The sequence below is a fragment of the Ignavibacteriales bacterium genome (assembly GCA_020635255.1).
GTDB lineage: Bacteria > Bacteroidota > Ignavibacteria > Tepidaquicellales > Tepidaquicellaceae > JAEYVS01.
Genome location: JACKAC010000001.1, coordinates 970,064 through 982,614, shown reverse-complemented (window position 1 = coordinate 982,614; position 12,551 = coordinate 970,064). Strand labels below are relative to the sequence as shown.

Here is a 12,551-nt window from a genome sequence, read left to right as displayed (position 1 = left end):
TATATATAGTTATTTTTGTCTTAGCTATGTAATGTATTAACAAAGATAACTAATTTAAAAGTCAACTTCAGTGAAGAAATTGAGGAGAGATCTTAATAGTGTTGTTGGTGACGGCTCATTTTATTCGCCTATAACACCAACAACGGCGGAATTGGGGAGAAATCTCAAGGTGATGAATATGACAAGGAACCGGACAAGCTCAGAGCCCGCGGGATCCGGCTTCGCTGACGCGGTGAGGCAAGCGTGAAGCCCGCGGACCCTCCTAATTTTAACTTATTTACTTTTCTATGATGGCCAGAAGTCACTCTGCACCATGGTAGGTTGATTTAAAGAACGGCGCGGCGCCTCACTGAACATATGACCGCCCACTTTACACATGTTCCAAGTATGGGTTGATTTAAAGTTCGGTGACAATAATTTCCCGAATCTCCTTCTGAGGTTGATTTCTCCGAAGGAGTGCCTACGGCAAAAGTTCGGTGACAATAATTTCCCGAATCTCCTTCTGAGGTTGATTTCTCCGAAGGAGTGCCTACGGCAAAAGTTCGGTGACAATAATTTCCCGAATCTCCTTCTGAGGTTGATTTCTCCGAAGGAGTGCCTACGGCAAAAGTTCGGTGACAATAATTTCCCGAATCTCCTTCTGAGGTTGATTTCTCCGAAGGAGTGCCTACGGCAAAAGTTCGGTGACAATAATTTCCCGAATCTCCTTCTGAGGTTGATTTCTCCGAAGGAGTGCCTACGGCAAAAGTTCGGTGACAGTAATAGTGTTGTTGGTGACGGCTCATTTTATTTCGCCTATAACACCAACAACGGCGAGTCGTTTAATTATTGTCCCAATTTACACATGTTCTAATCCCGTCAAGGACGGAACGCGGAACGGATGCTTTCTAAGGAGAAAGCCTGCCGCTTGTAGGTTGATTAGGTGAGGTTTTTTATTTAACCCCCCTTAGTTAAAGAACGGAGGTAAGCTATTTATTTAACCCCCCTCTTTTCCCCCCTTTGTAAAGGGGGGATGATCTAGATGCTGAATCAAGGTTCAGCATGACAAAGTGTCGAGGCATCCGAAGCCGAGCGAGGTGTGTTTTCCGATGCCCGCGTCGTAAGCAAATTCGATAATGGCGGGCGAGCCGGTGAGTTCGATCTCGAACAGGGCGCACGGAACGCGGTAGCTTTGCCTTGTTCCTTCTTTTATTGTGATGAGTTTGGGGCGCGGACTGCCCCGTATATTGATATGATCTATGAGAGATCTGTAGAAGGGTTTTTTGAATTTTGAGAGAGGCTCACCTCTGGCAACGCGGTGAGCTATATATTTATTTTCGAGACTTTTTTTGAGGAAGCTATTGAAGAAGCTGTCGCCGGGGCGCAGGTATGTCTGTTTTACATTTTTGCCGGAGAGCGGACGGCGGAAGTCCTTCTTTTTGGAGAGCGCCACGGGCGAGAGAGTGGTGAAGCGGGCGCGGTGTCCGAAGTAAGGCTGAGCACGGTCTTCGACCGCGGTAACACGGAAGCCCGCGGAGCCGACGCGGAAGGGACCACGCTTTAGGAGTCCGTCATAGAGAGCGTCGCGTATCATAAGGCTGGGTGTGGAGAAAACGAATTTGATCTCACCGGGCATAATAAGAATGCGGTTATTGAGTATCTGACGGTTAGGAATCCAGAGGCGCGAGAAGGTGAAAGCGCGGTATTGCCTGCGGTTGAAGCTGATACCTCCGCCGTGTATGAAGCGTGAGAGGCGCGGGTTGCCGTTTTTGATAGTACGATTGACGAGACGTGAGAGTTCGTACTGGTAGTTTATGGGTATTGTCTGAGTTTGGTCAGATGACAGCGTGATCCTATATCTCATTCGTGGTAGTGTGATTTATTGCGGGTGTGGATACTAAGTCAACCCACCCTCTACGAGGTCATAGACCCGCTCCCGACTTTGTCGGGACCACCCCTCTCTACGAGTCGAGTCGTTGACCCATCGGAGGGGATTTCAATATATGAATTTAAGGGGAAGGGTATTTTAATGCAAAGAAGAAAGGGTTAGATACGTATATATACTTTTTTATAGAAACTATTTTTATAACCAAAAAGATCTAAGCATCATCTTTTGAAGATGAATCTAACATTTCTCTAACCATTTTCCCCCTATATTCTCTAGAATTCTTTTCGTTAACAGCTTCCTTAGCTAAATCAAAATACTTAATCATATCCTTAGGTATTTTTACAGGTTCTGCAAATTTAAGTTGTCCTCTCTCTATATCCTCTTTAAATATTAAAACGAAATCATGATTTAAGTTATAGTATTCCAATTCCTCCAATTCCATTTTAAATAAAACAGGATTAACTCTAGTCAAATTATAATTATAACACTCCACTATAAGTGTAAAGATATTAGCCTTATTAAACCAATAAGAATTATCTGGCAGGTTTAAGTTATCTATAAATTTGAGAGTTTCCAGCAAATTTAATTCAACCTCCCCAGCATCAATAAATTCATCAAAATAGTTTTCTATGTATGATTGAACCTTAGTGTTTCTTCTAAAATATTCTTTCTCGCACAATGTTGTTACTAGAGTTAAAATATACTGAAGCGCTAACATACGATTAATATCATTTTCTGTAAAAATATTATACTTTTTATGGAAAAAATTTACAAAGAAAGTTCTGTTTGCTTCAGATATTTTATAATTAATTAAATCTAAATCTATATCTAAGTCAACTTCTACTATTTGCTTCGAGAAACAAATAAATTCACTATCTCCCCATTGGGCATTTATTCTTTCTGTTGCGTTTAATGAATATTCTGTACTATTTATTCTTTGAAAAATTTCTTTTATTTGTTTATGATTAGCATTTTTCAAGTATCTAACTGATACTTCATAATTTAGAAATTCATTTTTTTCACCTTTCCCTAATTCAGAAAACTTTTTAATAGGAAGATTTTCATACACAAATACATCCTTCTCCTCTATATAATTGTAAATCGTTGTTAAACGTTGTTGTCCATCTACCACTTGATCACTCAGTAAAAGTTTGTCTGTATTCAATTCTCCTGGAGCAAAATATACCTCTGGAAATGGAAAATTAAGCAATATGGTTTCAATAAATTTGTATTTGTGTTGTTTTCTCCAAACAAGTTTTCTTTGATATCCCCTATCAAAATATAATTCATTTTTTTTTAGTTTATTATAAATCTCAATAATTTTAATATTATTTGCGGGAATGCTAGAATCTAATTTTACATTCTTCATATTACTTCACTTTGAATTCTAAATGAAAGGCTTTTAATATTATTTAAATGGTAATCCTTAAAATAAAACCAATTTTTATAAATTGCTAAACTAATTTTTCTTTTATGATTCATAAAAAATATTTTTTTTAATTCTTCATAATTACTATTGTCACATATTTCAAATCCTTGAGGCTTCATATCAGGCCTAAACCACCCTTTTGTATAATATTCAAAATATTTAAAACATAAAGGAATGCCTTCGAAACGATCTAATTTATTTCCATTATAATATTCATTTTCCGACCATCTTTCTGACATAGAATATGAATTCGTATACTCAAATAATTTCTTACTAATCCTTTCGAACACAATATCATCTATAATAGCGATATCAATATCAGACTTATCCTTATTTTGATTAGTTTCTTCATACTTTGCGTCAAACAACTTAAATAAATTGTTTGGCTTCAAGCTATAGCCTAACTTGGCCGAACCAATTATCCTTATATTATTAATATCCGTTATCAGAAAATCAGTAATAGTCTTCTTTGCCTTATACTCACTATCTAAATCATTCTGATATACTTCATAAAAAAATGAATTACCATCAATTATATGCTTTTGAAAGACTTCTTCTGGCGATAGTTTCTGTGATTTTATGTCCTCTTTGAAAAGTGTTATTTTTTCATCAATTTGATTAGTCATCAATAGGTGAAATTATGAATATAAAAAATATAAAAATAAGAAAAAAAAATTATTATTACAGGACTTTTGGCGTTAATCTATTAAACCCTTGGTGAATTATAGATAATTAATTTTTCTAAACATCTTCCCTAATTCTTAACCTCATGTAAAAACAATCTCCTATTTTACTGTGACAATCGCGAAATCTTTCTTTGGGGAGAGGGCATATTTTTTATAATTTGTATCAGAGCGGTAAGGAAAGCACCGCAAAACTAAAGAAAGAAAAAATTGGAAACAGAAAAACTGATAAGGAAACTGGAGAGGAACACAGGGATCACGAGAGATATAGTGAAGATCGTGGGCGATGAGATACCCGTAAGGAACGCTAACGAGATACTGGACGGGCTGACAGAGGAATCCCTTTTGCAGATAATACAGATCAATTCATATTTTAAGCTGTACATCGTGAAGCTGAACGCGGGCGAGGAGCTTTCCCGCGAGGACATGAGCAAGATGAAGATAATGGAGGATGAGTTTTACAGGCTGGTGGATAATATCTCGGCATTCTGGTACCCGAAGAACGGAACGGGCGCAGTTTAGTTCTCAACATTACAAATCTTTTAGCGGAGTTTTTACGTGGTTGTTTGGCTCCGCCTAACCTAAATAACATATCTTTAGGGGGAGCCTGAAGGAGGCTCTTCAAACCAAAATTTCATCCCTTAAAGCGGGGTCTCAGATTATCGAGGCTCCGCTCAGTTCTTTATATGAGGGGGTATAAGGTCCATAGCGGTAATGGGTTTACATTAATTTAATCCTTACAAAATACTCCATATATTAGTATTTTTACGCATGGGTACAGATCTCCTCGATATCCTGAAGTTTGAGGACCTCCTGATGGTCGTCCTGGGCTTTACGGCTGTGATATTCCTGCCGTATCTTCACATCATTACAAATAGAAAGATCCGCGAAAGCACACCGCGCTGGATGAAGTGGATGATATTCGGCGAGCTGGCGGCGGGGTTATTGCTGATGACGGGCTTTACGTACTTCCTCGTCGTGGGCAAGGTGCAGGACACCGTGCTGGGGCTTATCACGAACAGTAACGAGAGGATAGATTCGAACCGCGTGATAAACATGCCCATCCCGAGACCTCTTACGGAGCAGGATACGGCGGATTTTACCCGCTGGGACCCGGCGCTGGGACGCTGGTGCATGGACGGAATAATCCGCCTGGAAGCGAACGTTACCACACATAAGGACAAGGATCTGGAGCTTCCCCCGGGGACGAAGCTGGTGAAGATGTTCACAGATGAGGGGTTCGCATCGAGGGGCGACGCGTTTATAATGGTTTTGTCGATAGACGAGAATCCGCACACGCTGGCTATAATATGCCGGGGAACGAACTCAAACACGGAGTGGCTGGAGGACATCGAGTACGATCTGACTCCCGCGGCGTTTTTGGGTTACACGGGGGATGATTATTATAAGGACGTGATGCTGCATACGGGATTTCTAAAGGTGTATCTGAATATGAGGAACGGGGTGATGGACCTGGTGAAGAATTACCCGGTGAAGCCGTTGAACGTGGTGGTAGCGGGGCACAGTTCCGGGGCGGCGGTCGCGGCGATATTGAGCGCGGACCTGGATAAGAATGCTCCCGACGTGGATAATATCGTGGCGTATATATTCGGGTGCCCGCGAGTGGGCAACGGGGCTTTCTCGAACTATATCGATACGATGAAGAATGTGGTTCTGCACAGGGTGAATAATACTTCGGACATAGTACCGCAATTTCCAATTCCTATCGCGCCGAACCTCAAAAAACCGGAGAACCCTTTCCCGTACAGTCACGTAGGCGACATACATGATTTTAAATCCAACCGGCACAGTTTTAACGCGAACCATTATCTTTCGACGTACGCGGATTGGCTGGATAAGGCGATGAAGGAAGCGAATGAAAGGATAAAGGACAGCACGGACAACAATTAATTTTATTTCACATTTTTATTTTTTTTGTTATTTTGTTTTTAAAGAGGTAAAAAACTATCAAAATATATAAAAATGAGAAATATATTAATATTATTACTTCTAATTTCTACTACAGAATTACTCTATTCCCAAACAAACTCAATTTCTCTCAAAGACGGATCAGGAGTATTAATCAATCAATACAGCAGTATCCAGGAAGCTTATAACGCTATTCCATCCACTATAACACATCCTTATACAATCGAGATAAATAGCAGCTACAATGGAAGCAGTGAAGTATTTCCGATAACATTTAACGCAAGAATCGGTACATCCGGTACAAATAAGATCGTTATGCGTCCGGCGCCGGGAAATTCCGGAGAGCTGATAAGTGCAAACTCGCCAGGAAATCCACTATTAATACTTGATAATATAGATTACATGACAATTGACGGAAGACCGGGAGGGACAGGTCCGGACACTGCAAATCTTACCATAGAAAATACTGCAACCGACAGCATAAATGCCGGAGTAATTGTGTTAAGATCCGGCGCAGCTAATAACAACATCCAATATATAAAATCAATTGCCCATTCAGATACGGCTGTATATAATATCTGCGTAGGGGGAATCCCTTCGACAACTAATAACAACAGTAATGTTATAACCGGTTGTAACGTCATAGGAGGCGAAACGGGAATATACTTGAGGGGTTTTGATGGAGTACCCAGCAGTAATAATTCGATCAGCAAATGCAAAGTTTATGATTTTGCAATAAACGGTATAAAGCAATTCAGTTCTTTGAGCAATACTACTATTGAAAAGAACGAAATATTTCACACGGGACCGGTTTCTCATTCAATAGCAATAGTTGGCATTAACATATCATACCAGCCGTCGGGAACTAACTATTACCGCAAAAATAAAATTTATGACCTACAGTCCTCCTCCACTGCGGTAGGTTTAACAGTAAAAGGAATCCTCTTAACAGGCAATGTTGGGTTTTTAACCGACCTTCAAATCTCGAATAATTTTATTTCCCTGGCAAAGGATAACAATGATGTGATCACAACCATTGGAATTGAATTAAACGGATCAGAGATAGCTAATTTATACGTATACTATAACTCTGTATTTATCGGAGGGACACAATCAACAATTCTTGGCGTTAACGCAGCATGCATAAAAAACAATACTACAAACAATATAGACCTGGATGTCAGGAATAATTTATTTTATATGGGCAGACAGGGTTTTGCAATAATGGCTGCGGGATGGTATCCGACCCTAAGCAGTTTCTCTTCAGTAAATAGAAATGATTACCACAACACATCCGCCGGAGGCTCAAATTCAATATGGCAAACAACTCAATATACGAACCTTGCGATGTACAGAGCAGCTGCAATTCCAAATGAGCAACTCTCATATTTTGACGAGATATTTTTTGTTTCTAATACCAATCTTCATTTAACAGGATCGTCTATAGGCAATAATAATATAAGGGGTTCGGCAATATCTGGAATTACGGACGATATTGACGGTGATATACGAAGCGGTTCTTCTCCGTATTTTTGAGCAGATGAACCAAACCTGTCTCAAGTTCAAAATATATCAAACATTTCCGATTCATATAGTCTATCTCAAAACTACCCAAACCCTTTCAATCCTTCTACAACAATCGGTTTTTCAATTAGAAACAGGGGCTTTGTTACACTGAGGGTTTACGATATCACTGGAAAAGAGGTAAAATCACTTGTAAATGAATATCTCGAAAGAGGTGAGTACAACGTCACGTTTATTGCGGCTGGTTTAAGTTCAGGGATTTACTTCTACTCGCTTACAACAGAGGATTTCAGGGAAACAAAATCAATGATACTAACAAAGTAATACACCTAGTATCCGACGGCTTTTCCGGTGCCACGGCGGTCGGAGTGACCTATCATACCACCGTCCGGGAAGAACATTATCGCATCCAGGCTGGCATAGTCACGTATCTCGTTGATCTTATAGCCCATGTTTACGAGATTGTAAACCACTTCCCCGGTAAGCATACCGCGCTCTATCTGTATCTCATCGGGATACCACTGGTGGTGGAATCTCGGAAGGTCAACAGCATCACCGAGCGGCATACCATAGTCTATGATATTAACGATGTTTTCAAGTACAGTTGTAATAATGCGTCCGCCTCCGGGTGACCCGGTAACAAGAAAAGGCTTCCCGTCCTTCAATACGATGGTCGGCGTCATAGAGCTGAGCATACGCTTGTTTGGTTCGATGGCATTGGCATCACTTCCAAGCAGACCGTACATATTCGGCACACCGGGTTTCGAAACAAAATCATCCATTTCGTCATTGAGAAAAAATCCCGCTCCTTCTACGACGAGTTTATTACCGTAGCTGTCATTAATCGTTGTTGTAACTGAGACGATGTTGCCAAACTTATCCGCTACGGAATAGTGAGTTGTTTGATCCGACTCTTTGTAATATACATCACCGTGTGTAACGTTCTCACTTTTCCCCGCCTGTCCGGGCACAAAGTCTTTCATTCTATTCGAAGCATACTTTTTCGATGTTAGAATGTCTGCAGGCACATTAACGAAATCCGCATCACCCATGAATTCACTTCTATCGGAATAAACACGGCGCATTGCTTCAACCATGATATTTATCATCTCCGCGCCGGCGTACATGTATTGCGAGAGGTCATAATTTTCGAGAATATTAAGCAGGTATATAAGGCTAATTCCTCCGCTGGATGGAGGTCCCATAGAGATAATATCATATCCGCGGTAAGTTCCTTTTATAACGTCACGCTCGACGGGCTGGTAATTCGCGAGGTCTTCGAGTGTAATTATACCGTTCCCTCTCTGCATCTCGGCAACTATATAACCGGCGACGGGACCTTTATAAAATCCATCGCGTCCGTTTTCGCTTATGAGGCGGAGTGTATTCGCAAGGTCTTTCTGTACAAGTAAATCGCCTGCCTCCACATCACCGAATACCTTCATCGTGGAAGGAAACTGCGCAAATTCACCATTATAAGCCCAGAGTGATGACGCGAGCGCGTCACTCACCGTAAAACCATTGTCAGCGTAGTCGATTGCGTATTTTAGGACTTCCTGCCTGGTCATAGTACCGTACTTTTCGAGGGCGTAGAGCATGCCGGCAACAGCACCCGGCACTCCGGAAGCAAGATGTCCTACTGTACTGAGATCGACTACAACATCACCATTCGCATCAAGGTACATATCACGGAACGCCCCGGACGGAGCCTTTTCCCTGTAATCTATGGATGTATTAGTGCCATCGGCAAGGTGAATGACCATAAATCCTCCCCCGCCGATATTTCCCGCGCGCGGATAAACGACAGCGAGAGCAAAACCAATGCCTACAGCGGCGTCAATGGCGTTTCCTCCGTTCTTCAGTATGTCGAGCCCGACCATAGAGGCGAGTTCATCCGCAGAAGAAACAACTCCATTATAATAACGATCAGGATCGTTGCCGTTCTCCGTAATATGTTTTAGGTCGGTTGTTTCCTCGGCTTTACATGAAGTGAAGACAAGGAAGAGGATAAGGAAAAGGATTTTAGGAATTTTCATAGTTATGTTTTTTACCACAAAGACGAAGAGCACAAAGTTTTACAAAGAAAAATCGGTTACTTAACCCCTCTGTCACTGCAACCTCTCCTTTGTCGAGGGCAGTGACTTCTCCCCTTTAGAAAAAGGAGAGATATTCGATAAGTAATCTTTTAAATAACTGAACATAAATAATATTTGTATACTCGAAACAATTTACGATTACCGAAATAAGAAAATCCACCCGTCCAAAATAATGGATCTAGATTCCCGCTTTCGCGGGAAAGACATAGAATCGCGGGAATGACAAAGAATTAGGTATTCCAGTCGCGGTTATATCTGAAATCAATATTTATCGTTCTCGACTGGAGTTTGGCAATTAATGGCGGGAGACGTTTGAACTGATTCCTGTAAATCAATTTATCCAGTCTCTCCATAAACTTTTCATCGAAGCCCATTTTTTTAAGTTCTTCAGGAGTGCGTCTCTCGTCCACTTTTTCGTAGAGGTATCTGTCTGCTTCTTCATAAGTAAATCCGAGCTCCCCTTCATCGGTCTGCCCCGCCCATAAATCGGCGGAGGGCTTTTTGTCGATGATAACCTCAGGAACATCAATATAACGCGCCAAGTCGCGAAGCTGGGTCTTATACAGATCGCCGATCGGATTTATCGCGCTGGCGGAATCTCCGAAGATCGTAGAGTATCCTAATAAAAGTTCAGTCTTGTTGCTGGTACCGATAACAAGTGCGTTGAGCTCAGCCGATTTATCATACAGCACGATCATTCGCGCGCGAGCCATCACGTTACCCTTACGCAGTAGGGATAAATCGCCGTTAGTTCCTGCATAGGCATCTACCATACCGGTTATATCAACCGTTTCCGAATTCACTCCAAGCTGTTCGACTACCAGATTCGCATGTGTAATGCTTTCTTTACTGCTTACAGCATGGGGCATTAAAATACACGTAACATTTTCGGGACCGAGCGCTTTCGCGGCAAGGAATGCGGATACAGCGGAGTCAATACCGCCTGACAATCCTATCACAGCTTTGGACATACCAATACGATGGGTTTCATCGTATATAAACCCGGTGAGAATTTTTTCGACGTATTTATTATTGAGCTTCATTTTTTTGCCACAAAGACACAGAGAAAGATTTAATCCGTACCGATGAATTTATTTTCAATATTATTATAGTAAAAGGCCATCATCCCATTGTTATTAGGCACAAATACCAGAACATAATTACCAGATGATTCTGAAATGTAATAATTAAAATTACTTATGGCTATTTCATTTTCTTCTAAAGTGAGTAAATTTCCTAATTCTGACAGCTCAGCCGGGTACCTGTCATTCTTTATATGAAAATTATCTATATCCTGAATCAATTTATAACCTAATTCTTCAAGGATATTTATATCATAACCTTTGCCAAATGGGATTAATATTACTACAAAAATAACTATACATAAAATAAACCTTTTTAGTATTAGAGTTTTATTAGATTCTTTAATGGGTTTATATAAAATACTAATACTCAACAGAATTAAAATAGTAATTACAATAAAGTAGGAATTTAAGAATAATGACGAGAATCTATATGAAGAAATTACTGCTGAATCGGAAAAGATCCATTCCAATCCAGTTGAGTTATTTAAAACCAGAAAGAATAAAGTTAAACATACAAGCGGCGTTAACAAAACACCTATTACTATATTAGTAGCTTTTGAAAATCCCATAGCAAATTGTAAAAATTTTGTTGCAGGTGATAACACCTGCAACGGCGAAATTTTTGCCACAAAGACACAGAGAACACAAAGAAAAAATTTAATCGAAACCAATAAATTTATTCTCTCTCTTTACATAAATAAATTCTGAGTGTTTAAGCCAAGTAGGCTTAAAACTAAGTTTATAATCAATAACCAATTCATTATTATATCTTAGTTCATAATTAAAATTTCTAGAAATAGTTCCAATTTGGAATGGTTCAAATGATGGGCGAATATCATTCAGACTTAAGGGATATTCCCCTTTGTCACTTTTATAATTATTTATCTCAGTCACTATTTTCATTCCAAAATTCATCGTATCAATAAATTCTTTTCCTTTACTAAATGGAAGAATAATTAAGAAAGCTAGTATGAATAATATAATACATCTTAATTTTATTTTTCTTTTTTCAGAGTTTTTGATTGGCTTAAAGAGTAAAACAAAAGAAATTGATACAAAAAAAGATAAAACAACAATATAAGAATTCAAAAACAGCCTTGAAGTTAAATACGATATTGTTAAAATTGTTCCTTCAAAAAACCATGCAATACTTGATGGTAAAGTAAATGTAAAAATTAGATAATATATAATTAAAAAAATAACTAAGAGACTAAAAGGAATTATATAAAATACTTTATTATTAATTTTTACAGTTTCCATTACAAAACTAAAGTAGGAATTCTATAACAAAAAAGCCGACCATTTTTGATCGGCTTTCTTTTACCAGTAGTAAACCATTTATTTAGAAACTTGATAAACGATTTTGCGAATTGTGTCGAATTGTAGATACGGAAATAACTCTTGTATCTTGTCAATAGCCTCACCAGCACTCATTTCCCTTCTCATGTCCTTATACATCTGCCTGATTTTATAGTCTCGAATAGCTTTTTCGTCAAGGAGTTTATACTGCTTCAACTTATTAAACACATCGTCATCAATCAGATCGCTCAAGGGATTTTCAGTCTTGGTTTTGCTTTTTGATGTTGGTTTCAAGGTCTTTCTCCTTCTAAATTAAGATTATATTTAACATTGTACCGCTAAAAGGAGTAAAATCTATTTTGATAATACCTCGCTTTTTAGTTAATTTAATAATTAGTTACTATACAAAAATAGCTTTTTAGGAATCCGATGTCAAGCTTTTGAAAGCTAAACATAAATAATATAGTAATTTATTACTGTCTTTTTTTAAAACCAATTTTTAAATAATTTAGTTTCAAAATTTTGTCGTCTATGAGGTTTTAGACAGGTATTTTTAAGGGAATTTTTACTTTTTAAATTGAATTTATATATATATGCATTTAAGTTAATAAGATTTTCGCTAATTAAAAAATCTCTATC

At 39.0% G+C, this 12,551-nt stretch carries 14 protein-coding genes; 5 read left to right on the top strand and 9 right to left on the bottom strand.

What is annotated here, in order from left to right; all coding sequences use genetic code 11:
• Nucleotides 1-79: 79 nt before the first annotated feature.
• The gene (locus tag H6614_04450) at nt 80-247 is read left to right on the top strand and encodes a hypothetical protein (GenBank protein ID MCB9242899.1); all 168 of its coding nucleotides are present in this window, start codon (nt 80-82) and stop codon (nt 245-247) included.
• Nucleotides 248-326: 79 nt separating this feature from the next.
• Here H6614_04450 and H6614_04445 read toward each other — a convergent pair whose 3' ends face one another.
• The 4 genes from H6614_04445 to H6614_04430 all read right to left on the bottom strand — a co-directional run bounded on the left by H6614_04445 (nt 327) and on the right by H6614_04430 (nt 3,922).
• A complete protein-coding gene (locus H6614_04445) occupies nt 327-785 on the bottom strand; it encodes a hypothetical protein (protein ID MCB9242898.1) in 459 nt (152 codons plus the stop codon).
• Between the two features lie 251 nt (nt 786-1,036).
• Complete coding sequence (cas6, locus tag H6614_04440) at nt 1,037-1,843, bottom strand: CRISPR-associated endoribonuclease Cas6 (protein MCB9242897.1); 807 nt, start codon at nt 1,841-1,843, stop codon at nt 1,037-1,039.
• Between the two features lie 235 nt (nt 1,844-2,078).
• Entirely contained in the window at nt 2,079-3,236 is a 1,158-nt protein-coding gene (locus tag H6614_04435; GenBank protein ID MCB9242896.1) for a DUF262 domain-containing protein, read from the bottom strand.
• Nucleotides 3,233-3,922, bottom strand: coding sequence for a hypothetical protein (locus H6614_04430; GenBank protein MCB9242895.1), 690 nt, complete (start codon nt 3,920-3,922; stop codon nt 3,233-3,235). The genes H6614_04435 and H6614_04430 overlap by 4 nt, the downstream gene beginning before the upstream one ends.
• A gap of 267 nt (nt 3,923-4,189) precedes the next feature.
• Between H6614_04430 and H6614_04425 the strand changes: the two genes are divergently transcribed.
• From H6614_04425 to H6614_04410, 4 genes are all read left to right on the top strand, one after another.
• Nucleotides 4,190-4,501, top strand: a complete 312-nt coding sequence (locus H6614_04425; GenBank protein ID MCB9242894.1) for a hypothetical protein — start codon at nt 4,190-4,192, stop codon at nt 4,499-4,501.
• 249 nt (nt 4,502-4,750) lie between these two features.
• Nucleotides 4,751-5,890, top strand: coding sequence for a lipase family protein (locus tag H6614_04420; protein MCB9242893.1), 1,140 nt, complete (start codon nt 4,751-4,753; stop codon nt 5,888-5,890).
• A gap of 72 nt (nt 5,891-5,962) precedes the next feature.
• Nucleotides 5,963-7,444, top strand: a complete 1,482-nt coding sequence (locus H6614_04415; GenBank protein ID MCB9242892.1) for a hypothetical protein — start codon at nt 5,963-5,965, stop codon at nt 7,442-7,444.
• Between the two features lie 15 nt (nt 7,445-7,459).
• A complete protein-coding gene (locus H6614_04410; protein ID MCB9242891.1) occupies nt 7,460-7,756 on the top strand; it encodes a T9SS type A sorting domain-containing protein in 297 nt (98 codons plus the stop codon).
• Between the two features lie 5 nt (nt 7,757-7,761).
• Here the strand turns inward: H6614_04410 and ggt are convergent, their stop codons facing one another.
• The 5 genes from ggt to H6614_04385 form a co-directional block, all read right to left on the bottom strand.
• Nucleotides 7,762-9,468, bottom strand: a complete 1,707-nt coding sequence (gene ggt / locus H6614_04405) for a gamma-glutamyltransferase (protein MCB9242890.1) — start codon at nt 9,466-9,468, stop codon at nt 7,762-7,764.
• A 290-nt stretch (nt 9,469-9,758) separates the two neighbouring features.
• On the bottom strand, nt 9,759-10,571 hold the full coding sequence (locus H6614_04400; protein ID MCB9242889.1) for an NAD+ synthase: 813 nt from the start codon (nt 10,569-10,571) through the stop codon (nt 9,759-9,761).
• A 29-nt stretch (nt 10,572-10,600) separates the two neighbouring features.
• Nucleotides 10,601-11,218: a hypothetical protein gene (locus tag H6614_04395; GenBank protein ID MCB9242888.1), complete on the bottom strand. Its 618-nt coding sequence runs from the start codon at nt 11,216-11,218 to the stop codon at nt 10,601-10,603.
• A 52-nt stretch (nt 11,219-11,270) separates the two neighbouring features.
• Complete coding sequence (locus H6614_04390) at nt 11,271-11,873, bottom strand: hypothetical protein (GenBank protein ID MCB9242887.1); 603 nt, start codon at nt 11,871-11,873, stop codon at nt 11,271-11,273.
• A gap of 78 nt (nt 11,874-11,951) precedes the next feature.
• Nucleotides 11,952-12,206: a hypothetical protein gene (locus H6614_04385; GenBank protein MCB9242886.1), complete on the bottom strand. Its 255-nt coding sequence runs from the start codon at nt 12,204-12,206 to the stop codon at nt 11,952-11,954.
• Between the last annotated feature and the right edge of the window lie 345 nt (nt 12,207-12,551).